The sequence below is a fragment of the Methylobacterium sp. ARG-1 genome (assembly GCF_001262595.1).
Lineage (GTDB): Bacteria > Pseudomonadota > Alphaproteobacteria > Rhizobiales > Beijerinckiaceae > Methylobacterium > Methylobacterium brachiatum.
Genome location: NZ_LHCD01000025.1, coordinates 58909 through 85394, shown reverse-complemented (window position 1 = coordinate 85394; position 26486 = coordinate 58909). Strand labels below are relative to the sequence as shown.

The window sequence follows — 26486 nt, the reverse complement described above, 5'->3', positions numbered from 1 at the left end:
CTCCGACGCCCCACGCCCGCATCCCTGTCCCGAATCGATCCCGAGCAGAGGCTCGGTAGCATTGTCCCCCGCCGCTCGTGGCGCGGGGCGCCCTGTCCGTGAACGTTCGTGAGGGAGCCGTGGCGCGCGCGACCGAAACCCCACTCTCCGATATCCCCGCCCCGTCCCACGCCGTCACGGTGACGACCGGCCTCTACCGGGGCGTCAGCCAGGATCTCGGCGAAGGACGGCACGTGATCGGCAGCGGCGAGGGGGCCGATCTGATCCTCGTCGAGCCGGGCCTTGAGCCCTGCCACGCAGCGATCGTCCTGCGCGGCGAGACCGCGCGCGTCGAAGGTCTGGCGGAGGGCGTGGCGGTCGCCGGGATCGGCCCGGTCCCGCCCGGCTCGGCGCGGACGGTGCCGCTCCCGGCCACAGTCACGATCGGCACGATTGAGACGGCGTGGCGTGCGCAGGCCTCCGGTCCGGTGAGCACGGAGGCGGGGACGCGGAAGGGCCTGCGCGGGCTGCTCGGCCGGACGGCCCTCCCGGGCCTCGCGACGGCCGGGCTGCTCGCCGCCGGCCTGAGCTTCCTGGGACCGATCGCTGACGCCGCCGTGCGCATCAACGGCACAGCCAAGGAGGCAATCGAGCAATTCCATCAGGTCGCCCGAGACGGGCAGGACGCGGCCGCGCATTCCCCTACGGCCACCGCAGCGCCCAGCGAAACTCCCGCCGGAACGCCCGGAGCTGCGGATCCGGCCCGCGGGCCGGTCGGCAGCTGGGATGACGGACGGTCGAAGCTCGCGCTGACGCCGCGTCCCGAAGCTGCAATCCGCGTGGCCGCCTCCGATCTGCAGCGGCAGGCGCAGGAAGGCGGCCTCCTCAACGTGCGCGTCGAGGCCCGCGGCGGCGCCGTGACCGCGACTGGTTTCGTCGAGCCCGCGCTCCTGGGACGCTGGGAAACCCTCCAGCAGGGTTTCGACGAGCGGTTCCTTGGCGAGATCACCCTGGTCAACAGCGTCGCCGTCAAGGCCGAGAAGCTGCCAGCTTCCCTGGGCATCGAGGGCGTCTGGCGAGGCTCCCAGCCCTACATCGTGCTGCGCGGGCAACGCTATTTCCTCGGCGCCGTCGTCGACGGTGGCTGGATGATCCGCGCCATCGAGCACGATCGGGTGATGCTCGAGCGCGAGGGCCGCCTCGTGGCGATGCGCTTCTGATCGGACGCCCGACCCGCCCCGTTGAACCGAGGATCCGCCATGGCCCGTCTGCCGTCTCGACCGTCCGTCACGGCGCGCCAAGCTCCGCCGAGCGAGGTCGAGGTGCCGCGGCGGGTCGGGGGCGCAGCCGAGGGCGAGAGCCGATCTGCCGCCTACAGTCCCGGAGCTGGGACGCGGGCCGGTCAGGCCGGTCCCCACGGTGACCGCCGGGTCCCTTCCCCGGAGGAGGAGGTCGGCCTTGATGCGGCCATCGACGCGATGCTGGTCGCCGGCGGGGTCGACGCGATCACCCGGGTCCGACTCAGCGAGGCGCGGCGCGCGATCGTCGAGACGGGCGCGGAGCGCGACCCGGACGGGTTCGACGGTGCGAACCTGTCACGGGCGCTGTTCCGGTTCGTGATGCCGCGCCTGCGTCATCCCGACGTCCTGCGCGCCGACCGACACAGGGCGCTGCTCGAGGGCCTCGCCGACGGCCTCGCGGGCACCCCGGACGACGGCATCGCCCAGGCGGGTGCCCTCGTGATCCACCGGGAACTGCGCCGCCTCGCGCTGCTGCGGACCGCCCGCAACGCGCTGGTCGAGGGCTGACCCCATGTCCGTCACTCCGATCGAGCGGCGCTGGGACGTCGCCCAGGCCCGTGCCGCCGCCCCCGACATGGCGATGGCGGCGCACCATCTTCCGACGCTGATCGCCCGCGAGCAGCGCGACCTGCTCTGCGCCATGGCCTACGTGGCGCTCGGGACCGGCGACGGCGAGCAAGCGGTCACGCTCCTGAGCCTCGTCCTGCGCGAGGTCCCGGACGATACCGAGGTGCTTCGCCTCCTCGCCTACGCCCTCGTCGCCACCGGCAGCGGCGGGCAGGCGCTCGCCGCGCTCGACCGCCTCGCGCTGCTGGATCCGGGTGCGACGCCGGCCGCACTGCTGCTCCTGCGCAGCCACGCCCTTCGCCTCGCCGGGCGCCTAGACGAGGGGCGGGACATGTTCCGCGCCTTCGTCGAGGCGCGCCGATCGGAGGATTCCGGCCGATGATCGCTGCCGCCAAGACGTTCCTGGGGCGCCTGCCCGCCAGCCCGGACATAGCCGTGGCCCTCGTGGTGATCCTCTCGATCGCCATGATGGTCCTGCCGATGCCGCACGTCGTGGTCGATACGCTGATCGCGTTCAACCTCGGCTTCGCCGTGCTGCTGCTGATGGTGGCGCTCTACGTCCTGACCCCCCTCGAATTCTCCTCGCTCCCGGGGATCATCCTGATCTCGACGGTGTTCCGCCTCGCGCTGACCATCACGACCGCGCGGCTGATCCTCGCGGAAGGGGATGCCGGCGAGATCATCCGCACCTTCGGCGAATTCGTGATCGGCGGGAATCTGATCGTCGGGCTCGTGGTCTTCCTGATCATCACGCTGGTGCAGTTCATCGTGATCGCTAAGGGCGCCGAGCGGGTCGCGGAGGTCGGCGCGCGCTTCACCCTCGACGCGCTGCCGGGGAAGCAGATGTCGATCGACGCCGAACTGCGCAACGGCGACATCGACCAGGCGCAGGCCCGTGCCCGCCGGGCGACGCTGGAGCGCGAGAGCCAGCTGTACGGCGCCATGGACGGCGCCATGAAGTTCGTCAAAGGCGACGCCATCGCGGGGCTCGTGGTCATCGCGGTCAACCTGATCGGCGGCCTGGCGATCGGGACGCTGACCCGCGGCATGCCGCTGCCGGAGGCGCTCCACGAGTACACGCTCCTGTCGATCGGCGACGCGCTGATCGCCCAGATCCCGGCGCTGCTGCTCTCCCTCACCGCCGGCACGATCGTCACGCGCGTGACCGGCGGTCGCGACATCGCCCTCGGCCGCGACATCGCCGAGCAGCTGGTCTCCGATCCACGCGCCCTGCGGCTCGCCGCGGCGGTGTTGCTCGGGATGGCGGCAATTCCCGGCTTCCCGGCGCCAATCTTCCTCATCCTCGCGGCCGTCTTCGGCGCGGCGAGCTTCCGGCTCAAGCCGCGCTCGGACGTCCCGGCGCAGGACGAGGCGGAGGCCGCGGAGGCGACGCGGATGGCCAAGCCCGCGCTCCCGGCCGAGGTCGTTCCGGTAATGCTCATCCTCGCACCCGGCCTCGTCGAGAAGATCGATGCGGCGGCCCTCGCCAAGGCCATCGTGCGTCTGCGCGCGGCGGTCTCCACCGACCTCGGCGTCGTGATCCCCGAGGTGGGCTCGACCTTCGATCCGGCCCTGTCCGACGGTGAGTTCCGCATCGACGTGGAGGGCGTGCCCGTCGAGAGCGGTCATCTCGGCCCGGATCAGCTCGTCCTCGACGACGACTTCGCCAATCTCGAACTCGCCGGCATCCCCTACTCGCGGGAGGCGGGGGCCGATGGTCCGATCTCGATCGCGGCCGACCATCGGGCCGCCCTCGACGAGGCCGGGATCGGCTATCTCGACGCAGCAGGGCTGATCGGCGCGCGGCTGCGCGGTGTGCTGCTGCGCTACACGGGTCGGTTCGTCGGCATCCAGGAGACCCGCGCCCTCCTCGCGCGGATGGAGGCGGGCTACGGCGACCTCGTCAAGGAGGCGCTCCGGGCCGTGCCGGTGCCGCGGGTCGCCGAGGTGCTCCGCCGCCTGCTGGAGGAGGGCATCCCGGTCCGCAACACCCGGATCCTGCTCGAGGCCCTGGCCGAATGGGGTGAGCGCGAGAGCAATCCGCTGCTGCTCGCCGAGTACGTGCGCTCCGGGCTCAAGCGCCAGATCTGCCACCGTCACGCGAACCCACACAAAGTGGTTGCTGCCTACGTGCTGGAGCGCGAGGCCGAGGAAACGATCCGCTCCGCCGTGCGCGACACCGCCGTCGGCCCCTACCTCGTGCTGGACGAGCGGGCCTCGGAAGCGCTGCTCACGCAGATGCGCCGCATCCAGGAGAAGGCCGGCCTGCGTACGGGCGGCGGCGAGGCCGGGCGTCCGGTCCTGCTGGCCTCCATGGATATCCGCCGTTTCGTGCGCGGGTTCCTGTCGCGCAACGGCGTCGGGATCCCGGTGCTGTCGTATCAGGATCTCGCCGACGAATTCTCCGTGCAACCGGTTGGCTCGATCAGCTTGGCCCGCGGGACGGCCGGCAAGGAGCCGGCCCGCGCACCCGCCCAGGTGCCGCCGCGACCCGAGACCTTGGCGGCCGCGAGCTGAGGCTGGGCCTCGCTCAGGTCGCCGTCAGCATGAGCCGCCAGGATCGTTCCGTCGAAGCGACGTCCGGGCGCCACACCCCCAACCCGGAGACCGACGATGGCCTCACCCGCTCCCGTCGCCCCGCGTCCGGCGCAAACCCCGGCAGGGTCTGCGCCGGACGAAGCCGGCGAATCGCACCGTTTCGAGGCGGTCCGCGCCGACCTGGCGCCCGGAAGGCCGGCCGGCGCGAACGAGAATGCGCCGGCCGAGGCCCCAGACGACCGGGTGGACGACGGTTCCGGCGTTCGCCCGGACCGTGCGCGCGCCATCGCCAACTGGGTGACGGAAGAGTCCGACCACAGTGGCGGCTGGCTCGGGATCGGTGGCACCGAATCGACCGCCAAGGTCCGCGACGCGCTCGGTAGTCGGTCCGCCCTCGGGCCGCTCGACGCCGCCGAGCAACGTGTGCTGACCGACCGGCTGATCGACCGCTGGGAGGTCGGCCGCGGCGACGGCGCGAGCGGGCCGAGCCGCCTCGTGGCCGCCCTCGCCGATGCCCCCGAGAGCCGCGCGATCGTCGGGGAGCGCCTCGCGGCCCGCGCGGCACGGACCGGCGCGGAGGCGCCCGATGCCGCCAAGCCGGACGAGAGTTGGACCAGCCGCGCCCGGGCGGACAGCTACGCCCGCAGCGCCGTCGCCGCTGCTGGCCCCACCGACGATCCCGCGGCCGCGGCGCGGCTCGGCGCGATGGCGGAGCGGCTCAGCCCCACGGAGGCCGGCGGCTTCGCGCAGGCGCTCGCCGACGGGGGCGCGCGCATTGGCCATCGGAGCGACGACCTCGCGCGGGTGCTCGATGCGGTCAGCGCCGGACCGCCGAGCGCGGCCCGCAGCGCCTTCGTGCAGAACGCCTTCGCCCGCACCGAGGCGACGACCTACTCGGATGCGGGCCTCCAGCGCGCCATGGGTCAGGCGCTGGCGCGCGAATGGCACCCCGACGAGCCGGCGGCGGCCGCGCGGGACAGGGATCGTCTCATCGGCCTCCTGGCGACCGACCAGGGACGGCGGCTCCTGGGGCAGGCCGACACGGACGGGCCGAGCCTCGCCACGCGCGTCAACGCCCTCGCAACCGTGCGCGTCGACGCCGCCCTCACCGGCGATGTCCTGCGACGGACCGACGATCCCTGGACGAATCCGGCGGTCCTGTCGCCCACGGCGCAGGCGAGCGCCCAGCAATACCTGACCCGCCGGGGCGACACGCCAGTGGCGCTCTCCGGGAGCGACCTCGACAATACCGTCGGCACCGCGATGGGTTTGGCTCCCGCGGTTCCCACCGGCACCGATCCGGCACAGGCTGAGGCGGCGGCGGCCCGCGGCCAATTCAACTATTTCGGCAGCGGGGATAATGCGGAGCCGGTCAAGGCGGTCGCCGACCAGATCCGGGCCGTGACGGGCGATGGGACCGCGGCCGTCACCGTGCTGCCGGTGACCTATTCCGACGGCAAGACGGGGCCCGTGCAGATCCCGCTGTTCCGCGTCACCGACCCCACGGGTGCGGAGCGCTACGTCGACAACACCGGACGCCTATACGAGGATTTCGCGGACTGGCGCGCCAGCAACGTCCTGCCGCCCGGAACCCAGATCTACCCGGCCGACGGGCACCTGCGCGCCGGCGTGGACGGCCGGGTCGCCCTCGGTCAGGACAACACCCCGAAGACCGTCGACACCTTCGGCGAGCAAGTCGCCTCGGTGGCGGACAAGGCAGCGCTGGTCGGCGGCATCGTGGCCGGCGGCGTGCTCATCGTCGGCACGGGCGGGCTCGCGACGCCGGTCGTGGCGGCCGCCGGCGCAGTCGCCGCCGGGGCCGGCGCCTGGGGCGCCTATCGCAGCGGCAGCGCCCTCGCCGACCGGGGCGAGCATGGCCAGTCCCTCGACCCGGTGACCGACAGCGCGGCCCGCGGGCTGTGGCTGAACCTCGGCGCGAGCGTCGCGTCGGTCGGCGCCTTCGGCAGCGCGGCGCGTCTGGCGCAGATCGGGCGCGCGGGCGAGGCGGTCGCCCCGCTCGAGGCCTCGCTGCACGGCTATGTCCAGTCCGGCGCCTTCGCCCTGGACACGGCCTCGGTGGCCAACCAGGGCCTTGAGACGGCGCGCAACTGGAACGCCATGACCGGTGGCGAGCGCGCCACCTCGATCCTGCAGATGGGCTTCTGGGGCATCGGAGCCGGCGTCGGTATGCGCGCGTCGGGGACCCGCAACCCCGGGGACATGTTCAACCCGATCACGGTGCGCGACAATCTACTGGCTGCCAATCCCCCGGGCGTCCGGGCCGACCCGGGTCTGCCGGGCAACGCGGTGCGGATCGACTACGACGCCGCCACCGGCGTCGTGCGGGGGATCCGGCACGGGCCCGACGCCACGCCGGCCGATATCAGCCTGCACCAGCGCACGGCGCAGAACATCCAGCGCAGCCTCACCCTCGAAGGGCAGGTCGCGCGCCTGTTCGGCGGCGACGGCGCTCCGCCGCCCGGTACGGTCGGCTGGGCCGCCCGTCAGGACATTACCAAGGTCCGCGAGCGCCTCGATACCCGGATCCGGGAACTCGACGCGCCGGGCCTCACCGCCGAGGGACGCGCCGAGATTGAAGCGGCCAACGCGATCGACGGGCAGCACCTGGACGCGCTGTCCGAGGAGGTCTCGTCCTATGTCCGCGATCCCGCGGCCGCCACGATCGACGCCCGCAACACCCACCGCGACACGCGGGCGGAGCGGCAGAGCCTTCCAGTCGGCGATACCACGGTGCGGTACGGCCGCAACGAGGCGACCTGGACGGTGAACGCGCTGCACCAGACGGTCCGGGCGCGCGCCGTCCTGCGCGAGATCCCGGCCCACCAGGACCGGCCGCGCGCGGAGAGCGTGCTGACCAGTGCGGTGGGCCGCGAGGGCGGGATCGCCACCCGCGATTTCCCCAAGCGGGACGATGGCGGCCACATGATCGGCTACCAGTTCCTGCACGATCAGGGGCTGATCAACATGTTCCCGCAGAACGCGCAGAACAACCAGCAGATCTACACGCAGTTCGAGTCCGAGATGCGCGGCTGGATCGAGGCCGGCGGCGAGGTCCATGTCGCCGTTCAGGTGAGCGGCGGACAGCGGCTGGCGAACGGCGACCCGCAATGGGGCGGCGCCCGCCCGGACCGGATCGGCCTCCGGTTCGAGGTCGTGAACCCGAAGACCGGGAAAACCGTCTATGCGCAGCAATCGACGATGCGCAATCGCGAGGGCGAGACCTACAACGGCCTCGAGACGGAGATGGCCAGCGGGTCGGGCCGAGCTCCGGAGCCGGCCGAGGTGGCGGCCGAGATGCGCCGGCGACTGGGCTTTTGAGAAGCGGAGACCGTGGACATGCTCGATCAACCGCGGGCAACTGAACTGGTGAACGAGATCGGCTCGATGATCGTCGGGAGCGAAGGTTTTCGCGCCCGCGACTGGCACAGCCTCTCGGTCGTCGTCGTCATGGAGGGGGAGGCCGTGCACCTCTTCGGCTACACCTACGACGCGGCGGGCGAGCCGGAGGCGGGCGTGCCGGGCGATTTCGACCTCAACGACAGGTTCGAGGAGTTGCGGGCGGCGATGACCGAGCCAGGGGGGCGCCCCTGGGTCAGTGCCCTGATGCAGATCAAGCGTTCCGACCGCGGGATCGACATCGACTTCGAGTACGACGATCCAGGCCGCTGGCGGGTGACGCCGGCCAATGTCGAGACCAAGCCGGGTGAGCTGAGGCCACGGTAGGGCGCCGGATCGCGGTGGAGCCTGCCGGCGGTCGCCGTCAGCCCGTCGGGACCGCCTTCCCCTCCTCCTCGGCCTTCTGGGTCATGCTGACCGCGAGGGCGGCCGCGACGACGGCCACCTGTGTCTCCGGCTGGCTCGCGGGGTCGAGGCTCGCGGCGATGACCGAGATGAGCGGGGTCGGTGCGCCGCCGTCGGCCGACATCGCGATGGCGACCTGTGCGGCGAGGAGCGCCGCCTTCGGGACCTCCGGCACCTCGATGGGCGCGTCGTCCTCGCTCTCCAGCACGTAACCGATTCCGCGGACCGTCCGGACCTTCGCAGTGGCGCTCGATCCCATCAGGTGGCCGCGCAACCGGTAGATGCCGACCTCGATCGCGTTTGACGAGACATCGTCCTCGAAGCTGTACAGCCCCTCCTCGAGGACACCTTTGGTGACGGTCTTTCCGGCGCGCCGGATCAGCATCTCGAAGATGCAGGTCTCCCGACGCGGCATGCGCAGGGCCTTGCCGGCAACGCGGACCTCGCGGATCGTCGGATCGAACTCGACATTGCCCGACCGCAGAACGAGATCGAGGGTGGAGGCCGGCCGGCGCAGGACGGCGCGGACCCGCGCGACCAGCTCTTCCAGGCTCATCGGCTTGAGCATGTAATCGTCTGCGCCCGCGTTCAGCCCCTCGACCCGGTGATCGACCGAATCCCGTTCGGCGGTGATGATCAGGATGGGCGCCGTGTTCCCGCTCCGGCGCTGCTCGCGGACCCAGTCGAGCCCGTCCCCGTCGGGCAGCAGGCGGTCGACGAGGATCGCGTCGTACGGGGCGACGCTCGCGGCGTCGCGGGCATCCTCCAGCGCGGTGACGTGATCGACGACGAACCCCTCGTCGCGCAGCGCATCTCCCATCGATCGCGCGCAAGCACGGTTATCGTCGACGACCAGTATCCGCATGGCTGCCCCGAGCGACGTCCGGTTCTGATTATGCGACCGTGACGCGAACGGCTGCGTCGACCGCGCAGCTCTAGGCTTGCAAGATCACGGATTATTGACAGTCATGCTTGTATCATTTGTGCGAAGTCAGACCGAAACGAAGGATTAGTCGACTAATTTTAAGTGATTTCGTGGTTTGACGCGCAGCATCGAGAGCGATGCTGCGCGTCCCCGGACGGGCGGGCGGGTCCGTTCCGCCTGGGGCGTTTCGCCGGAGCGCCATCGGATCATTCTGCGCGACGGCGGGCTGTGCCGCTCAGCCGGCCATCGCCTCGGCGCGGTCGATATAGGCCTGATCGACGGTGTGGCCGCCGCCGGTCGCCCAGGCGCCGCCGTTCTCGTAGATCGTGTTGGAGCCGTCGTTGGCCAACTGGTCGACGACGCTGCCCTGCATGGACTGGTTCACTTCCAGGTTGTTCTTGCCGTCGAAATTGCCGCCGAGCCCGGTCACCTGCATGGCGTTGGCGCCGTTCGTGATGGTCAACGTCGACGAGTAGGTCGCGCCGTTATCACCGCCCGGTACGGTGCCGACCGTGATCTTCGTGCCGTCATCGAGCTTGAAGGTCATGTCCTTCTTGAAATCGAAGTCGTTCTTGCCGTCGTTGTTCGCGTCGACATGAGGGTCACCCGAGACCTTCATCGTCTTGCCGGTCTCGTTGTTGGTCACCGTCCAGGACTCATCTTCCTCGTTGGCCTTGAGAGTATATTTGTCGCCGAGCCGGATCGTAGCCTGACCATCCTTTACCTCGTGGCTCCACACGTCGCTCGTGGCGGCATCGGAGGAATCCGTCCCTGAGGTACCCGCCGTGCCGGCGGGATCGGACGTGCTGCCCGTCTGCAGCGGACCGTCGGTGTTCGCCGTAGCGGCGCCGGCGGACGAACCAGCGGACGAGCTGGAGGTGGGCGCCTGGCTCTGGAGCTTCGACATCAGGTTGGCGATGTCGTCGAGCAGCGCGTTCTTGGCGCTAGCCGGCAGATCCGACTCGGCGACGCGGTCGGCGATCTCCTGGAAGCCGTTCATGAGGTCCTGCGGGCGCGCCGCCGACGGGTCGCTCTGCGCGTCCGCGGGGGCACCAGTCTGCGCGACGCCGAGCGGGCTGTCGGTGTAGCCAGCTTGGCCGGACGGAGCGCTGTCGGCTCCGGCGGCAGCGGCGCCGTCCGGGCCGGTGCCCTGCGCGGCGGCCGCGAAGCCCGCGGCGAAGCCGTCGATGAGCGCGCGCTTCTCCTCCGGGCTGCCGGCGTCGTGCACGTCCGCGAGGAACGATTCGCCGCCGGTTCGGGGGCTCTCGCCACCCTGGCCGATCAGGGCGTTGAGGAAGTTCTGCGCCGCGATCGCGCCGTCGCCCGACAGGCCAGCGCCGGCGAATGCGCCGTTGGTCCCTGAGAGATTCGAGACACCGAGGGTCATGGTCACCTCCGCAATGTGTGGGTTCGGGAGCCGGCGAAGTCCGATGCCGCACGGCGCGGCGCTCCCCGGCGGCGGGAGCGCGTGGCGGGTTAGCCGCCCCGGACGCCTCCGGCCTGGCGCGAGGGGTAGAAAGGTCAGCTTTCGGCAACCTGACGGGGAAGCAGGTCTTCGCGCCGATCACGCACAGGCCCGCGGAGACCCGTGCAGAGAGTTATGGAGATGCCCAGGGCCATTTGGGGCGCGACAATGATGAACCGGGAGCCTCGCGCCGTGGGACGTCTCTCGGCAGGACAGTCAGAATCGGACAGGTCACGTCTCTGTCAGCTTGCCCCGCCAGCCCGAAGCCGGGCCCGCGTCGCCCGGGCGGGATCCTCACGGATGCGATGACGCCGCTGGGCGTCCGGAGAGGTGCGCCATGCCTCAGGTCATCGACAGACCCCAGGATCGGAACACCGGTCGGGCGACGGGGAGCTCAGGCGCGGCGGACGCGGCCGAGCCGTCCTGGGCCCACGCGCTGCGTCGCGCCGCATCGGCCCCGCGCGGAACCGACCCGGCGCCCACGGCCGCGCCCGGGGGGAGGCCACGCACATCACGGCCCAGCCGGGGAAATCCGATCCGATCGCGGCGCACGAGATCGTCGCGCAGCACGTCGTCCGGCCCGGCGATTCGCTCTGGAGCATCGCCCGGCAATACGATCGGCCGTTCCCGGACGTGCTGCGCGCCAACCAGCAGTTTCAGGATCCCGACCTGATCCATCCCGGCGAGGTCGTGCACGTGCCGATGGGGCTACCGCCGCAGTCCGAGCCCACATCGCCCGACCCGGCAGCGCCTCCGGCGGGACGCCCGACACCACCCTCGACACCACCTTCGGCGCCGCCCCGAGCACCGTCGGATACGCCCCCGGAGGCGCCACCCACTGCACCCGCGGCAGTAACTCCGGACGAGTCGGGCACCGCCCCTTGCGGCCTCAACGCTAAATCCGGCTCGGCCTGCTCAGCGAATGCCCATCTGCCCTGCGGAGCCAATCTCGGCGCCGGCACCGCCTGCGGCGAGAACGCCACAGCCTGCGTGACCAAGCTCAGTGCCGGTACGGCCTGCGGGACCAAGGGTACTGCCTGCGGTGGAAATCTCGGGCTCGGTGCCGCCTGCGGGGCGAATTTTGGCGCCTGTGCGGCCAATGCCGGCGCCGGTACCTGTGCGGCTCCAATGAGAGCGCCTGCGGCGGCAATGCCCGTGCGGGGGCCGCCTGCGGTGAGAATTTCGGCGCCTGCGGGGGCAAGTTCACCACCGGGAAGGCCTGCGGCGTCGATGGCAGCACCTGCGGCGCGAAATACAGCGGTCCGAAGCTCTGCGGCGTCGACGGCAACGTAGCCTGCGGCGCAATGGGCAGCGCAGGCCTGTGCGGGGCCGACGGTGGTATCTGCGGCGTCGATGGGACGGCCGCGCTCTGCGCGGCCGATGGCCAAATCTGCGCGACCAATGTCGCGGCCCAGGCCTGTGCCGCGAAGGCCAACGCCTGCGGTGCCGACGCAACGGCCCAGCTCTGCGCAGCCGATGCCCAGGCCTGCGCGGGCAATGCCAGTGCCGAGGTGTGCGCGGCCTATGCATCCCTGTGCGGGGCGGACGCGACGGTGCAGGCCTGCGGTGCCGATGTGGACGGCTGCGCCGCCAACATCAGCACGGAGGCCTGCGCCACGGACGGCAACGCCTGTGCGGCGAATGCCGGCGCCGATGCCTGCGGTGCCGACGCGAACGCGTGTGCCGCCAACGCTAGGCGGAGGCCTGCGCGGCGGATGCCCGGGCCTGCGGCGTCGATGCCAATGCTCAGGCCTGCGCCTCGAACGCCAATGTCTGCGGCGCTAATGCGAGTGCCAATGCCTGCGGCGCCGACGCCAATGCCTGTGCCGCCAAGGTCGGCGCCGACCTGTGCGGCGTCGCGGCGGGCCTGTGTGCCGCCAATGTCGGCGGGATATGCGGCGTCGACCTGCCGCTCGGCGACCCCGTCTCGGTCTGCGCGGTGAACGTCATCCCGCTCCTTCCGTCCTGCTGATCGACCCTGGTCAGGTCGTCGTCAGGTGCGTGAGCTACTCATAGGCGGAGCCCGGATGGCGGAGACGCGATCCGCCCCGGCCCAACCGACGCATCCAGCATCGCAGTTCGGAAAGAGCCATGCCGAGGATCATCGACAGCCCTCGCGGTGGATCGGGCGCCGCGCGACGACCCGCAGCCGGCGACGAGAGCGATCTCCAGCAGGCGTGGTCGCTGACCCTAAAGAATGCCGCGCAGGGCGATCCGCCGCCCCGTGGCGCCGTCGACCCAGACGCCGGCCGGGGCGGCGCAGCCGGAACCGCGAACGACAACATCGTCGCCCATACGGCCGGCACCGGCGACACCCTCTGGAGCGTTGCGCAACACTATGGCCGCCCCTATCCGGACGTGGCCCGGGCCAATCCCGACATCGCCGGCGGCGCCCCGCTGGAAGCCGGTACCCGCGTGAACGTGCCGATGGGTTCGGCCCCCGGCACGAACGACCGGATGGCCGCCGTCTCAAGCCCGCCCTGCGGCGCCGATCAGAGCGTCTCCACAGTCTGCGCCGGTAACACCAATGTCCCCTGTGGCGCCGATCTCGGCGCCGGGGCGGCATGCGCCGGCAACGCGACCGCGCCCTGTGGCGGCAACATGACCACCGGGCGGGGCTGCGCCGGCAACGTCTCGGCGCCCTGCGCGGCGAAGGGCAGCGCCGGCACGGCCTGCGCCGGCAAGGCGAGTGCCTGCATGGCCGACGGGGCCGTCGGCAATGCCTGTGCGGCCGATATCGGCGCCTGCGCGGCCAATGCCGGTGCCGGGACCGCCTGCGCCGCCAAACAATCGGCCTGCGGGGCCAATGCGGGGGCCGGCAACGTCTGCGTCAGCAATTTTGGGGCTTGCGGCGCGAAATTCACCGACGGCAAGGCCTGCGCGGTGGACGGCAGCACCTGTGGAGCCCGGCATAGTACGCCGAAAGCGTGCGTCGTCGACGGGAATCTCACCGGTGCCGGCGGTGGTGGCGGGGCCTGCGCCGCCGATCTTGGCGCCTGCGCGGCCAATTACGAGCTCGGCGCCTGCGCGGCCGATGTCGCGGTCTGCGGCGCGGATGGCGGCCTCGACGTCTGTCCGGCCCTAGCCCAGATCTGCGGTGCCGATGGCTTTGCCAATCTCTGCCTCGCCGATGCCGATGCCTGCGGCGCCCGGGCAGGCGCGGAGGCCTGCGCGGCGGATGTCGCGGCCTGCGCCGCCGACGCCCATGTCGAGGCCTGCGCGGCCGACGGCCAAGCCTGCGCGGCCGATGCCCACGTCGAGGCCTGTGCGGCGGACGGAAACGCCTGCGGTGCCGATGCCCGAATTGAGGCCTGCGGCGCCGACGGCGATGCCTGCGGGGCGGATGCCCATGTCGAGGCTTGCGGCGCGGACGCGAATGCCTGCGGCGCCGACGCGCGGGTCGAAGCCTGCGGGGCGGATGCGGATGCCTGCGCGGCCGACGCGAACGCCGACGCCTGCGGCGCCGATGCCGACGCCTGCGCGGCCAATGCCACCGCCGATGCCTGCGGCGTCGACGCCGATGCTTGCGCCGCCAAGGGCGGCGCCGATGCGTGCGGGGTTGATTCGGGTGCCTGCGCGGCCAATGCCGGCGGCTTCTGCGGCGTCGACCTCGCGCTCGGCGACCCGGTCTCGGCCTGCGCGATCAACATCATTCCCGGGCTGCCGTCATGCTGATGATCGACATGCGCAACAGCACCGCGCGCCTCAGCCTCCCCGAGATCACTGCCGCCGGGCGGCGCTACGTGTCCAACCCGGCGGCCTTCGCGGCCTTCATGGCGGGCCTGCGTCTCGGCCCGGAGATCCTGGCCGAGCCGGAATGGCGCTTCGCCGCCGGAGCGGCGGCACGCTTCACGTTCTTCCGCACGCTGATGCATGCCGGCGTGCCGCGCTTCTACGACCTCCGCCACCTGGAGGGGCTCGGCGGCCGCTTCGCGCTCCGCCTCGCGGGAGCGGGGCGCCACGGCGAATTTACGGTCGTCGCCGTGAACCGGCGGGTGCTCACGCTGTCCGGCCTGCCCCGGGACGACGCGACCGGGCGGCCGGTGATCGACGCCGAGATTCGCGCCGACGCCTTCCTGGCCCTGTGGAACGACCTACTCGCCGAACTTGCGCAGACCACGCTGGAGCGGATCGCCGCTTCCCGCACGGCCCTGCGCCCAGCCGCCTGAGAAAGGACGATCATGCTCGACTTCGACGCCCCTCACACGCCCGCCGATACGACCGATCTCGCGTCGCTGAGCGGCGATCTGGCCCGCGCGGAAGCGCTTGAGGCCGCCGCGCGGCAAACCCTCGACCGCGTGCAGCCCCGCTCCGGGGCACCGGCGACGAGCCGGTTCAAGGTCTCGCGCTACGACATCCCGGTGCGGCTCGCCGACGGCGCCAGCCTGCTGTTCAATGCCCGCACCCGGTCGTTGATCCTGCTTTCGGCCGAGGAGAGCGCGGCCTATGCCGACATGGCGGCCCGCGGTGCCTTCGCCGCCTCCCAGGTTGCCGACCGGCTGCTGCTGCAGGCGCTGCTCGGCGGCGGCCACGTTGTTGGCGAGACTGCCGACGAACTGGCGGCGGTGCGCACGAGCTATGAGGCGGCGCGCGGGGCCAAGGGCGGCCTGACCCTGACGATCGCCCCGACCATGGCCTGCAACTTCGCCTGCGGCTACTGCTTCCAGGGGTTGAACAAGCCCACGAAAAAGATGACGCCCGACGTGCAGAACGCGATCATCGACTTCGTGAAGGCTCAGCGCGACCTGAAATCCCTCAGCATCGTCTGGTACGGCGGTGAGCCCCTGATGGGCCGGGACTCGATCTATCGCCTGTCCGATCTGCTGATCGCATATTGCGACAAGAACAAGATCGCCTACAGCGCTGGCATCGTGTCGAATGCCTGGTTCCTCACCGCCGAGGTCGCCGCGCAGCTCCACAGCCGGCGGGTGAAATGGGTGCAGGTGACGATCGACGGCGACCGCGAGTCCCACGACGCGATGCGGCCGCTGACCTCGGGGGGCCGAACCTTCGACCGCATCCTCGAAAACATCGAGCACACCCTTGACGAGACCGCCCTTTCGATTCAGGCCCGGGTGAATGTCGGGCATCGCAACGTCGACCGCGCCGACGCCATGCTGGACGCGTTCGCCGCGAGGCGCCTCGGCGAACGCGGCAACTTCAACGTCTATTTCGCGCCTATTGAGGCCTCGACACCGGAGAGCGGCAGCGCCTTCGAGGAGCGGCTGTCGCGGGCCGAGTTCAACCGCAAAGTACTGGCCCTCGAAGGCCGGGCCCGCGAACTCGGCTTCGCCGGAATCCAGACGCCGTCGAGCGGCTTCGCCGGGCTGTGCGTCGCCGCCTCGCGCAACGGATACGTGGTCGCGGGCAACGGCGACGTGCACAAGTGCTGGGAGACCGCGCATGATCCGAGCAAGCGAACCGGCAGCATCTTCGAGCCTGACGCGCTGAACGACAGCGTGAATGCCAGTCTCTGGGCGCATTGGACGCCGTTCGACAACGACACCTGCGCCTCCTGCAAAATCCTGCCGATGTGCGGCGGCTTCTGCGCGCACCGCTTCATCTACAACAACCCGGAGGATTCGGCTCTGCCCTGCCCGAGCTGGAAGTGGAACACGGCCGAGTACATCTTCAGCCGCGCCAAAGATCTCGGCGTCGTCACCGCCGACCAGTGGCTGCCGGAGGAATCCACGGTCACGGCGAAGCAGTCCGGCGAGCGGCAATCGCCCGCGTCGCTCCGGGCATCCCAGGCGCGCGTCCTGGAGAAAGTGAGCCGGCAGCACGGCCGCAGCTTCGATCGGGCGATGCTGTTCGCCGGCGAAGCGGCCCTTGAGGTCCGGGATGGGACCTCGCCCACCGGGCCTGTCGAGGCAGTCGAAGCGGCTGCCGCGTCGTGAACGCGCTGAAGCCGCCGTCGGCCTTCGTGGCGGTCGAGCGCTTCGACACGGTTGTGGCGCGCGCTTTCGCGGCCGATCCGGCCACCCGACATACGCGCGACCGCCTGATCGCGGAGGTCCATGCCGGACGGCACGACGCGCTCCTGCTCCGAGCCGCGGAGGGGCTGGACGGCCTCCCGCCGGCGGTCGAGCGCCGCGCCGCCGTCAACACGATCGACTTCGCCTTCGAGCCCCTCGTGCTGCCCGGCCTGTCGGTCCCGCAGGCGCTGGCGTATTTCGAAGCAGTCGAGCGGAGCGTGCAAGTCGGCGAGGCGCGAGGCCTCGAAAGGCCGGGCCCGCTCTGGGTCGATACGGTTCATCACACCTGCGTCTTCTCGGTGCTGTTCCAGTTCGCCGCGTATCTGCGCCGGCACCGGTCCTGTGACCGAATCGTACTGCTGCACCAGGGCACTCGGCCGGAACCGCGGCTCGACGTCGCCGCCAATCTGCTATCCCGGGTGCACGGGCTCGTGCTTCTGCGCGTGCCTCTGCGGGAATCCTGGTTCTCCGTGCTGGCGCGCGCGACGACACCGCAGACGGCGATCTTCTATCTCGTCGATACGCCGCGGGCAGGCTTGTCCGCGCCCCCGCGCCATCGGCCGGCGCAGGTCGAACTCCACGCCGGTGGCGGGCTTCGCCACTCCGTCGACGTGGTCTCGGGTTCGGCCGCCTTCGCGCGCCGGCTGGGGGCGACGCACCTCGTCCTCGACTATCCCGAGCCGGACCGGCTCCGCCTGGCGCCGAGCGATCCGGGTCGGCCGCCGGCCTGTCCGCTGGTCGACTGGGTGTTCTGGCCGGCCCTCGTCCCCGCGGGGGCGGAGGCCGTCACACGCCTGTCGGCATGATCTGGTTGGGCGATCACACAATCCGGAGCCATCGGCCATGATCCGTCAGGTCCAGACCCTCGTCGATGCCTGGAGCGCCGCCTTCAACGCCGGCCGCATCGACGATCTCGTCGCGTTCTACGCACCCGAGGCGCGTCTCGTGCCTCCGGGACGTGCGGTGCTCAGCGGCGCGCAGGCGCTCCGCGGCTATTTCTCGGAGATCCGTATCCAGGGCTTCCGCGATTACCGCGTCGGGATCGAGGACGTCCTCACCGAGGCGGGCATGGTCGTCGCCACCGGGCGGTGGGCGCTGACGGGCCCCGGCCCGGACGGCGTCGAGCACCGCTACGAGGGCAATTGGCTGATCGGGCTGGCTGCGGCCAATCCCGGCAGGGTCGTTGTCCAGATGTGGAATTGAGTACCTGTCGCCCGGACGGCGGCGCAACGGGGAACCACGATGCGACAGGGAAGGTGTGCATGAACCCGATCCGCGAGTCCGGCCCCAAAGCAGGCGACCGCGGCCCCGCCCCGGCGGTCCGCGCGGGGCCGGATCTTGGTGGGATGCGCGCCTTCGAGTATCGCTCCGCGCGGACATGGATGGGTCTACCCCTCGTTCACATCGTCTACGGGCCGATCTGGCTCACCGGCTTCCGGCCGGCCTGCGGGATCCTCGCCGTGGGCAATCTCGCGATCGGCGTCGTCGCGATTGGCGGAATCGCGGTGGGCGGTCTCGCTCTGGGGGGAATCGGCCTCGGCCTGATCTGCCTCGGCGGCATCGCCCTGGGGCTCGGCGTCGGTCTGGGCGGCGTCGCGACGGGCTATGTTGCCCTGGGCGGCGTCGCGGCCGGATTCTACGCCCTCGGCGGTGTCGGAATCGGCGCCCACACGCTCCAGAACGATCCCGGCCTTCTCCATCTGCTCGGCCTTCCGACCGAGCGCTGAACAGGGTCACCGCTGGCGTGAGCCGGAACGCCCCGCGGACGGATCCGCATTGGTCTCGTCGGTCTCGTGATCGGCTTCATCGTCGGGCTCCGCGCCGCGGCGGCGGCGGCCCCAGCCCATGACGTACAGGATCGACCACAGGCCATGAAGGTTCGACCGGTCGCGGCGCCGGCCTCGTAGGCGGTCAACCCGGCGGGCAAGGACAGGGGTGAGCAGCGGCACGGGCTGCGCGGCGAGTCCAGCCTTCTCCGCAGGGAGTGCGAGGATCGCCGGTCCTCCGAGCGCCGTCGGGATCTGAATGCCCGCGGTCAGCGGCACGCTGTTCGCGGCCAGTGCGACCGTGGGAGCAGGGCCCGGGGACAGGGGCGCCGTCAGAGATCCAGTCGGCAGGCCGGCTCCGCCGTTCCCGGAGGCATCCGGCGCCATCTGCCCTGATGCTGCGGCGTTGGAGGCCGAGGCGGGCGAGGCCGCAGGGTCCGGCCCGATCACCTGCAGCGGATTGGAAGCGGCCTCCCGGCCTGTCGCTTCCATGAAGCCCAGGTGCTGCGGAAAAGCGGAGGCTGTCGACGCTCCCGCGAACGCGGCGGTTGCGACGGGGAAGGGCTGGATCCCTGTCGATGCTGCCGCGCCATCCGAATTGGCCCTGACGTCTGTCTCCCTAGGGTTCGCCGGCATCATGGCGGTCCGGGCGGAGATCGGGATCGGCGCAGGGTGGGCCGGCGCGGTATCACCTGCACCGGCTGCCTGAATCGGCGGCTGCGGCTGCCCCGGAGTCGAAACGGCCTCCGCGGAACTCACTTCGGCGGCGGGCAGTGTCTCCCGGCTGACCTCGGCAGGCGGCGAGTCAGTCGCGGTCGGCCGCGCCGCGGACCCGGCGAGAAATTGCGGGATCATAGCTTGGACACGCGCCATGGCTTGGGTCGCGTCGTCGGGCGAACCCGGCCTCGCCTCCGGCGGGAGTTCGGTCGGCTGTCCCGTCGGCGGGCTCGGCGCGGGCGCCGCCGAGGCCGATACGATCGATGCGGCCCGGGACAAGCCGGCATCCGTTCCAGCTGGCGCGGGCATAGCCGAGGCAGGCGCCGTCACTCGGAGCGCCTGTTCCACCGGACGCATGACGACGACGAGGCCGGCGGCCCCGACCACCGCGCCCCCCGGAACCTCCTGCCGCGCCATACCGTCGTTGACCAGGCTGTCGCCCGTCAGAACGGAACCGGAAACGGCTGATCCGGGACCGCGGGCCGTGCCGGCCGGGCCCTGCGCGCTGCTGGTTGCCGCTGCCATTCCGCCGGATGCGGCGCCGGAGCCCGACTCCCGACCAGCCATCGTTCCCGATTGATCTGCCCCGATCCGCACGCCGATACCTGCGACAAGACCGGCACGCGGGCTTGGTCCACCCGTCGCTTGAGCGTTGAACATGGCGCCTGCCAGAAGGCCCGCCCGCATCGCGCCGGTATCCGCAGAGGCAGCGGTCAGCCGCGCGGGCGCTCCCGAGGCCGTCGGGAGATCCGCACCGTGATCGGCGGACAGCGGGCGCATCGGCCCGCCATCCGCCTGTGCTTGGCCCCGCAAGCCGGCGGTCTGACCTCGCGCCGGATCAAGGTCGGTACCGCCTTCTTCCGGCGGCATCACGGTTCCGCCTGCTCGGGGGCCGAGAGATAGATCTAGACCGAGCTTCACCGCGAGCCCAACGCCCACCGACAGGCTGAGCCCCGCGCCGACGTCCAAGCCCGAATCGGCCGCGAGGCCCAGCTCTAGACCAACGTGGTCGACGACTCCTGCGGTGCCGCCCGGCTGCGCCCGATCCGCGGATGGCTGGGGGGCGGCGAAGGGGGCGGCGCGTCCGGGGTCCTGGCCCGGACGATCCGCGCCGGCCCAGCTGATCGCCGGGCCGAACGCGTTGATAGTTGTCCTGATCGGGAAGGTCATCGCGCCCCCCTTCAATCCCGAAGCGCGAGCATGCGGACACAAGCTGACGGCAAGCTGTCTGCTCGATGATCGGCCGAAGATCATGCATCCGGATCTTACGGCTCGATATCGACTGTATCCAGATTGTGACAGTCATCGGGGTCGATGTCCGACCGGTCCGTATCGTTATTGGTCTGTCACATAAGCTCTACAGGAGTTCCACCGTGTCCAGCGTGGACGGGGGGGTCGATGCAACTGGCTAGCGAGCGCCTCGACGCGTTGCGGGTGATTCACTCGCTGCGCGACCGGTCCGACGCTTCTTGATCGTCAAGCTTGACGATGCGGTCCTTCGCACGGCGCGTTAGAAGTGGAATGGCCGCCCAGATTTTGGGAGGCGCCGCGCTGGTTCTTGCTGCCTTGACCGGTGTCAAGGCGGAACCTGCGGCACCGGGCATGCGTGCGCCGCCGGCTTGGCCGCACAACGCCACGGCCGTCGAGAGCTCAGCCCAGTTCAAGCCTAAGACAGCCTGGAGCGCTGGAGCGGGAACTCAATCGCAGTTCTACCCGAACGCGCCTGAGGCGGCGCGGATCTCTCCGTCGCGGGGTCGCGTTCAGCTCAACGTGTCTCGCGGCCAGACCCTCCGCTTGGGGCGTCCAGCCGCCTCGATCTTCATCGCTGATCCGACCATCGCGGACATACAGACGCCCTCGAATCAGGTCGTGTTCGTCTTCGGCAAGAAGCCAGGGCGCACCAGCTTGTTCGCCCTCGACGATGCCGGCGACCCGATCGCCGAGTACGGCGTCTCCGTCACCCAGCCGATCGAGGAGCTGCGCAGCCTGCTGCGCAACGAGGTCGGCGACTACCGCATCACCGTCGCCTACACGCCGAACGGCGCGGTCCTGAGCGGCAATCTGCCGAACGCCGCTCTCGTGGAGACCGCGAAGGCGCTCACCGCGCAGTTCCTCGGCCAGGGGGCGACTGTGACGAACCGTCTGCGCGTCTCGGGCGCCCTGCAGGTCAATCTCCAGGTGCGGGTGGCAGAGGTCCGCCGCAGCGTGCTCAAGGAGTTCGGTATCAACATCAATGCCAATACCCGAGCCGGGCCGGTCGGCTTCACGGTCGTTTCCGGCGGCAACTCGGCCTCCGCCAACGCGCAGCGTGTCACGGGTCGCACGAACTCGGTTGGGATCAGCTACTCGGACGGCGTCAACAGCGTGTCGGCCACCCTCGACGCCCTGGCTGAGGACGGCTTGGTGTCGATCTTGGCCGAGCCCAACCTGACGGCAATCTCGGGTGAGAAGGCGAGCTTCCTCGCCGGCGGCGAATTCCCGATCCCGATCGCCCAGGCGCTCGGTCAAACCTCCGTCCAGTTTCGACGGTTCGGGGCGAGCCTGGAATTCCAGCCGACAGTGCTTTCGAACAACCTGATCAACATTCATGTCCGCCCGGAAGTCAGCGAGCTGACCCCGGCCAACGGCGTCGAGTTGAACGGCATCAGCATTCCGGGCTTGACCACCCGCTCGGCCGACACTGTCGTGGAACTGGCGAGCGGCCAGAGCTTCGCCATCGGCGGCCTGATCCGAAAGAACTTCGCGACGAATATCGGCAACCTTCCGGGACTCGGCGACATCCCGGTGCTCGGCGCACTGTTCCGGTCCAGCGCCTTCCAGAAGGAGGAGACCGAGCTGGTGATCATTGTCACGCCCTACATCGTGCGGGCGGCGAACTCGCCTCAGGCACTGGAAGCGCCCACCGATCGGATCGCGCCGCCAACCGATGCTGGCCGCATCCTACTCAACGCCCAGTCGAGGACGCCGGCCGGTCGTCTGGCGCCGCGCAAGGGCTCGGTGGGCATCACGGGCGATGCGGGGCTGGGCGTCGAATGAGCACCTGGGACCGGATCCTATGGCCGCGCGTGCTTCTTGCCGCCCTCGCCGTCACGGTGCCGGCGGCATGCACACCCGTCGCCGCGCCCGCGGACCTCGCGGCCCTACCGCCGGGCTCGACGCCGGCCGTACCGCCGGGCTCGACGCCGGCCGTACCGATCTTGGTCTCGCCCCCCCCGGTCCTGCAGATCGTCGACCCGCCCGTCGAGCCCGGATCGCCGGTTGCGGTGGTGCGCGGCGAGCCCCGGCCCGTCGTGTTCTACCAGCAGCCTGACCGAATCTCGCCACCCGGAACGCCGCTCGTTCTGCCGCCACCGATTCCCCGCGGCGACCGTCAGGAAACGCTCGTCGAGGGGGTGCCAACGCGCCTCGTCGTCGGACGCGGCGCTCTGTCGATCAGCCGGTTCCATGCTGCCCTCAACCAGATCGGGCGCGGTCGGCTCGACGCGCTGCACCTCGAGCTTCATGGCGGTGCCCGGACCGGCGCCGTCGCCGCAGCGGCGCGCCGCGCCGGCATCGATCCGCTGAAGATCCGTGTCGCCCCCGAGTCGGCTGGAGGTCACCAGGTGGTGGTGATCGTGACCCGCTTCGTCGCGACGGCACCGGTCTGCCCGTCGCTCGCGATCATCGGGCCCTCGGCCAACGAAAACGATTTCGAGCCCACGCTTGGCTGTTCCAGTCGCCGCAACCTCGCTGCGATGATCAACGACCCCGCGGACTTGCTCAAGAACGACGCGGTCGTCCCGAGCGACGGTGCGCGTGCTGGTGCGGCGATCGAACGTTACCACAACCCCTCGGGCAACGGGCGCTCCGGCGGCCGGTCGGACGGCTACGGCCCGGCTGCGATCGATCCTGGATCCGCGCTCGGCTCCGTCCCCGGCGTCCTCGGGCCCGGAGGGCCGGTCGCGCACTGAGCGCCGGAGTCGTGCGGCCGCGGAACGGCCGCGCGAACGCCGCCCAACGAGTTTCCAGGCGATCAATCAGGCAATAGAGACACGACAATCAGCCGGGGTGCACGATCCGCGGCTGCGTGAGCGGCCAGTCAAGGCGCAGTATCGGAGGAAATAGAGGCGTCACGGCGCCCATGTTGCGACCTTCCGCATCCTGGAACAGCGTGTCGTGCCGGAGGAACGTCGGTACGACGCACGTTGCAGGCGTGCGTCCGCGGCGGAACAGGTGCACCTCTCAGAATGGATCGTAGCGCAGCGAGGTCAGGCCGGTGACGAGGTGGTTTGAGGGCTGGATAGCGGATGTGCCCCAGAACGCGTCGCGCTCGGTATAGGAGACCTGCGCTCCCGCCACGAGGCGCCCGTAGCTCCACTTATACAGCCGCACCAAGTTGAGCGCTGAAACGCCGCACTTCATCAAAGCACGTCCTGCAAGGGACGCCCATCGGCCCGGTTTAAACTCTTCCCCCGAAACTGGTGCCGGGTCGGTGGGGCTTACGTGTCTGCACTGGACGGCGGACTGCCTCGTGATCGAGGAAGGCAGTTCGCAGGCGTTCCCGATCTACTGCTTTGGGTGAAACCGGGCGGTGTACTCCTCGCGCAAGGCAGCGAGCTGGCCCCGTCGTTCGAGCGCCTGAACGCGTTTTTGCCGGAGCATTGTGAGCAGCGCTTTGGCCCCTGGCTGGTCGGACAGCTCCGTAGCCGCTTCCGCCAGTTCGTTCGCCCAAGCCTCGATGGAGATGATGCCGTCCGCCAAGGCTTCCATCTCCACACGCATCGCCTTGCGCTCGTTCGAGGCACTCATCCTTGGACGGGGAAGCCCATGATGACCGCCGTCATGATCATCGTCCGCTGGAGCCCCGGTGTCGTAGCTTCGTCCACCAGGAGCTTCTTGGTCTGTGGATGCATCTCAATCGCCTTGGCGACGGCGATCCGCTGGCCGGATTTGAAGGCGAACGGCTCGGCGTTCTCGTCATTCAGGTAGGCGGCCGTTGCAGCCTCAATCTCGTCGTCTGTGACCTCGGACTTGCGGCGCAGGTCGCCGACGCGGGGGATCTCTTTGGCCATGGTGCCGAGATAGCGTGCATCGCCCTGGGGATCGAGGAGAAGGTGGGGTGAACCTGCGATCCTCTCATGTCACGTGGTCCGGATGCAGGGAAGGTATCCCGGAGTAATTCGCCGGCGCCAAAGGGCAGCCCGTATGCGCTCTTCGATGGAAGAACCGAGGTTGTCCAGTCTTACCGACAGTTTTGATCATGATCGGGCCGTGACAAGCTGGGCATCGCTTAAGCACGGTGAGATGAATACTCAGTGCCTGGTCCAGACCGATGATTTGCCAGAAGCCGCCTATCTTCGCCTCACAGATTTGTGACTCAGGTTGTGGCATAGGGCTAGGTAGATTTAAACACTACTGACAACGGCGCAACAAAAAGACCCGACCTTGCGATCGGGCCAGTGGGATCCCTTTGCACGGGGACATCAAGATCGGAGCTTTGGAGAAATCCGATCTTGATCTGGAGAACTAGAAGTCCCGCTGAACGCGGAAGCGAACCTGAGAGACCGAGTCCTGTGTGGTCGTCCGCGGCACGAAGGTGCCGGCGTTGATGCCCGCGACGTTGGCGTAAGCAGTCGGGCTCTTGTCGCGGTCGATCACGCGGCCGTTCTTGAGACCGATCTGGGTGTAGAAGCCCTCGACACCGATATCGAGGTCCTTCACCGGCGACCAGATCAAGCTCGCACCGGCGACGAACTGGTAGGTGTCACGCAGGGCTTCGCTGAGGTTGAAGAAGGTCGTGCCCGGCGTACCAACCGCGTTCACACCGAAGGAGTTGGCACCGGCCGGGTTGGTGAGCGCGAAGGCAGCGCCCTGGGCGAGACGGGCACCGGAGCGGTAGTCCATCTCACCGTACGACCCGAAGAAGGCCGAGCGCCACTCCGGCGTCCAGTAGTGCAGGTACGAAGCCGTCGCGGTGAAGCTCGTCGACTGCTCCATCTGTCCGCTGAACGGATTGATCGTCGCGTCAGCAAAGTACTGGGCGAACTTCTGACCCTGGATCGTGGTCGCATTCTGCGAATAGCAGCCGCTGTAGGCGCAGTAACCGGTGTACATCTGCGAGCCAGAGCCGTAGGCGCCCTGCAGGTACAGGGCGTCGCCCGGCGCGATGAACGGCGTGTTGATCTTGATGCCGCCCTGCACCGCCCAGCCGTAGGAGTTGCTGGTATGCGGGATGCTGATGTTCGAGCCGGTGCCAGTACCCGCACCATTGGCGACGTTGCCGACGTTCAGCTCATGTACGGCAGCCGAGACCTGAGCCGAACCCCAGGCCTGATCGAGACGCAACGCGCCGACGAAGTCGGGCATGCGCGAACGCTGGATCACGTCGACGAAGCTGAACCGCGTCGGCGCCCCACCGGTGTAACCGATGAAGACAGGAGCCGGGGCGTTCGTCTGGGCGAAGTTCGCGATGTTGGCGTTACTCGTGACGCCGCCGGGGTTGTTGGACGGCGAGAAGATCGGGGTCCGGCGGAAGACCGGGTCTTCGACCGACAGCGTGGCTGACAGGCCGTTGCCCAGGGTCGCCGTGTAGGCGAGCAGGTTGGTCGAGGCGATGTCGGAGCCGAGCGTGGCGCCAGCGAACTCGAAGTCGTGAGCGTAGAAGTCGAAGAACGAGGAGGCGCGACCGGCGGTCAGGCCGGCGAACTGGATGAACGCCTTGTCGACGTTCACAAATTGCTGGGCGCGGCCGAACTGGTCAATTCCGAGAGCCGGGAAGGCTTGGCCGATGCGCTGCTGGGTGCCGGAGGTGCCGACGCCGGAATAACCGGTGCGGGAACCAGCATCGAGGCGGACGAAGGCGCGCAGGGTGCCGTAGGCGGTCTGGGTGCGGGCATCGAGGTTGATGCGCATCCGGCCCTGGTAGCCCGAGGTATCACCAGCGTTCGAGCCGTTCTGGCGCGAGTAGCTGGTCTGGTAACCGCCCTCGAACCGGGCGCGGCCGGAGAGACGCAGGCAGGTATCCGTACCGGGGATGTAGAAGAAGCCGGCGCCGTAGGCCGAGCAGACGCGGACGTACTCGATCGGGACCGCCTTCTTGACCGAAAGGTCGGCGGCGTGGGCAGCACCGACCGCCGCGAATGCAGCAGCCGAGCTCAGCATTGAGCTCTTCAAGAACCTCATCGATAACCCCAAAGCTTCGAGACCGTTGGCATGACAGCGTCCAGTTTATCTGGATCTCGCCACTCGACTTATTGCGACCCACTTTATCAGTGGGCTCCAGCAGGCTCACAGCTCCGTGAAGCGCGCCGAGACGGTCTATGCCCCAAAGATGAGATCGAGCAAATGCCTTTCTCTTGGAAGGCAGCAATCTAATGATAGGCGTTGCATATACGCAACCAGCCGGCAAAATACTTGTTTATGGTCTTAAATTTCAATCCCATGCTTCTAAGT

General features: G+C 69.8%; 23 protein-coding genes. 14 read left to right on the top strand and 9 right to left on the bottom strand.

The features are described from left to right. Positions 1-119 precede the first annotated feature (119 nt). From AKJ13_RS20900 to AKJ13_RS20875, 6 genes are all read left to right on the top strand, one after another. Positions 120-1199 carry a hypothetical protein gene (locus tag AKJ13_RS20900; protein ID WP_144426324.1) on the top strand — a complete coding sequence of 360 codons (1080 nt, stop codon included), beginning with the start codon at positions 120-122 and terminating at the stop codon, positions 1197-1199. A gap of 39 nt (positions 1200-1238) precedes the next feature. Then, positions 1239-1787: a hypothetical protein gene (locus tag AKJ13_RS20895; RefSeq protein ID WP_050735083.1), complete on the top strand. Its 549-nt coding sequence runs from the start codon at positions 1239-1241 to the stop codon at positions 1785-1787. Positions 1788-1791: 4 nt separating this feature from the next. Further along, positions 1792-2229, top strand: a complete 438-nt coding sequence (locus tag AKJ13_RS20890; protein ID WP_082317047.1) for a tetratricopeptide repeat protein — start codon at positions 1792-1794, stop codon at positions 2227-2229. Then, positions 2226-4364 carry a type III secretion system export apparatus subunit SctV gene (gene sctV / locus AKJ13_RS20885; protein ID WP_050735082.1) on the top strand — a complete coding sequence of 713 codons (2139 nt, stop codon included), beginning with the start codon at positions 2226-2228 and terminating at the stop codon, positions 4362-4364. The genes AKJ13_RS20890 and sctV overlap by 4 nt, the downstream gene beginning before the upstream one ends. 96 nt (positions 4365-4460) lie before the next feature. After that, positions 4461-7724, top strand: coding sequence for a DUF4781 domain-containing protein (locus tag AKJ13_RS20880; RefSeq protein ID WP_050735081.1), 3264 nt, complete (start codon positions 4461-4463; stop codon positions 7722-7724). A gap of 18 nt (positions 7725-7742) precedes the next feature. Beyond that, on the top strand, positions 7743-8129 hold the full coding sequence (locus tag AKJ13_RS20875; protein WP_050735080.1) for a hypothetical protein: 387 nt from the start codon (positions 7743-7745) through the stop codon (positions 8127-8129). A gap of 37 nt (positions 8130-8166) precedes the next feature. Here the strand turns inward: AKJ13_RS20875 and AKJ13_RS20870 are convergent, their stop codons facing one another. The 4 genes from AKJ13_RS20870 to AKJ13_RS20855 all read right to left on the bottom strand — a co-directional run bounded on the left by AKJ13_RS20870 (position 8167) and on the right by AKJ13_RS20855 (position 12547). Further along, positions 8167-9072, bottom strand: coding sequence for a response regulator transcription factor (locus AKJ13_RS20870; RefSeq protein WP_082317046.1), 906 nt, complete (start codon positions 9070-9072; stop codon positions 8167-8169). Between the two features lie 295 nt (positions 9073-9367). Next, positions 9368-10519 (bottom strand): DUF1521 domain-containing protein, encoded by a 1152-nt coding sequence (locus tag AKJ13_RS20865; RefSeq protein WP_050735079.1) that lies wholly within the window; start codon positions 10517-10519, stop codon positions 9368-9370. A 420-nt stretch (positions 10520-10939) separates the two neighbouring features. Then, positions 10940-11293: a hypothetical protein gene (locus tag AKJ13_RS32745; protein WP_244471675.1), complete on the bottom strand. Its 354-nt coding sequence runs from the start codon at positions 11291-11293 to the stop codon at positions 10940-10942. Positions 11294-12343: 1050 nt separating this feature from the next. Continuing rightward, complete coding sequence (locus tag AKJ13_RS20855; RefSeq protein WP_050735077.1) at positions 12344-12547, bottom strand: hypothetical protein; 204 nt, start codon at positions 12545-12547, stop codon at positions 12344-12346. Positions 12548-12688: 141 nt separating this feature from the next. Here AKJ13_RS20855 and AKJ13_RS20850 point away from each other — a divergent pair, with 141 nt between their 5' ends. The 6 genes from AKJ13_RS20850 to AKJ13_RS20825 are packed head-to-tail and all read left to right on the top strand — an operon-like array spanning position 12689 to position 18299. Beyond that, positions 12689-14272, top strand: coding sequence for a LysM domain-containing protein (locus AKJ13_RS20850; RefSeq protein WP_050735076.1), 1584 nt, complete (start codon positions 12689-12691; stop codon positions 14270-14272). Continuing rightward, positions 14266-14766: a hypothetical protein gene (locus tag AKJ13_RS20845; RefSeq protein ID WP_050735075.1), complete on the top strand. Its 501-nt coding sequence runs from the start codon at positions 14266-14268 to the stop codon at positions 14764-14766. Before AKJ13_RS20850 ends, AKJ13_RS20845 begins: the two co-directional genes overlap by 7 nt. A gap of 12 nt (positions 14767-14778) precedes the next feature. Next, positions 14779-16494, top strand: coding sequence for a radical SAM protein (locus tag AKJ13_RS20840; RefSeq protein WP_050735074.1), 1716 nt, complete (start codon positions 14779-14781; stop codon positions 16492-16494). Then, positions 16491-17378, top strand: a complete 888-nt coding sequence (locus AKJ13_RS31960) for a hypothetical protein (protein ID WP_050735073.1) — start codon at positions 16491-16493, stop codon at positions 17376-17378. The genes AKJ13_RS20840 and AKJ13_RS31960 overlap by 4 nt, the downstream gene beginning before the upstream one ends. 37 nt (positions 17379-17415) lie before the next feature. After that, positions 17416-17775 carry a nuclear transport factor 2 family protein gene (locus AKJ13_RS31955; protein ID WP_050735072.1) on the top strand — a complete coding sequence of 120 codons (360 nt, stop codon included), beginning with the start codon at positions 17416-17418 and terminating at the stop codon, positions 17773-17775. A gap of 59 nt (positions 17776-17834) precedes the next feature. Next, positions 17835-18299, top strand: coding sequence for a hypothetical protein (locus AKJ13_RS20825; protein WP_144426322.1), 465 nt, complete (start codon positions 17835-17837; stop codon positions 18297-18299). 6 nt (positions 18300-18305) lie between these two features. Here AKJ13_RS20825 and AKJ13_RS20820 read toward each other — a convergent pair whose 3' ends face one another. Continuing rightward, a complete protein-coding gene (locus tag AKJ13_RS20820; RefSeq protein WP_050735070.1) occupies positions 18306-20225 on the bottom strand; it encodes a hypothetical protein in 1920 nt (639 codons plus the stop codon). A gap of 318 nt (positions 20226-20543) precedes the next feature. On the opposite strand from AKJ13_RS20820, the gene AKJ13_RS20815 reads away from it, so the two are divergent. Then, on the top strand, positions 20544-22091 hold the full coding sequence (locus AKJ13_RS20815) for a type II and III secretion system protein family protein (protein ID WP_348270958.1): 1548 nt from the start codon (positions 20544-20546) through the stop codon (positions 22089-22091). Continuing rightward, a complete protein-coding gene (locus AKJ13_RS20810) occupies positions 22088-23005 on the top strand; it encodes a CpaD family pilus assembly lipoprotein (protein ID WP_050735069.1) in 918 nt (305 codons plus the stop codon). The genes AKJ13_RS20815 and AKJ13_RS20810 overlap by 4 nt, the downstream gene beginning before the upstream one ends. A 271-nt stretch (positions 23006-23276) precedes the next feature. Here the strand turns inward: AKJ13_RS20810 and AKJ13_RS20805 are convergent, their stop codons facing one another. The 4 genes from AKJ13_RS20805 to AKJ13_RS20790 all read right to left on the bottom strand — a co-directional run bounded on the left by AKJ13_RS20805 (position 23277) and on the right by AKJ13_RS20790 (position 26216). Further along, positions 23277-23456, bottom strand: a complete 180-nt coding sequence (locus tag AKJ13_RS20805; protein WP_050735068.1) for a hypothetical protein — start codon at positions 23454-23456, stop codon at positions 23277-23279. 144 nt (positions 23457-23600) lie between these two features. Next, positions 23601-23843 carry a hypothetical protein gene (locus tag AKJ13_RS20800; RefSeq protein WP_144426321.1) on the bottom strand — a complete coding sequence of 81 codons (243 nt, stop codon included), beginning with the start codon at positions 23841-23843 and terminating at the stop codon, positions 23601-23603. Next, positions 23840-24106 carry a hypothetical protein gene (locus tag AKJ13_RS20795; protein ID WP_050735066.1) on the bottom strand — a complete coding sequence of 89 codons (267 nt, stop codon included), beginning with the start codon at positions 24104-24106 and terminating at the stop codon, positions 23840-23842. The genes AKJ13_RS20800 and AKJ13_RS20795 overlap by 4 nt, the downstream gene beginning before the upstream one ends. A 454-nt stretch (positions 24107-24560) precedes the next feature. Further along, positions 24561-26216, bottom strand: coding sequence for a porin (locus AKJ13_RS20790; RefSeq protein ID WP_050735065.1), 1656 nt, complete (start codon positions 26214-26216; stop codon positions 24561-24563). Positions 26217-26486 lie beyond the last annotated feature (270 nt).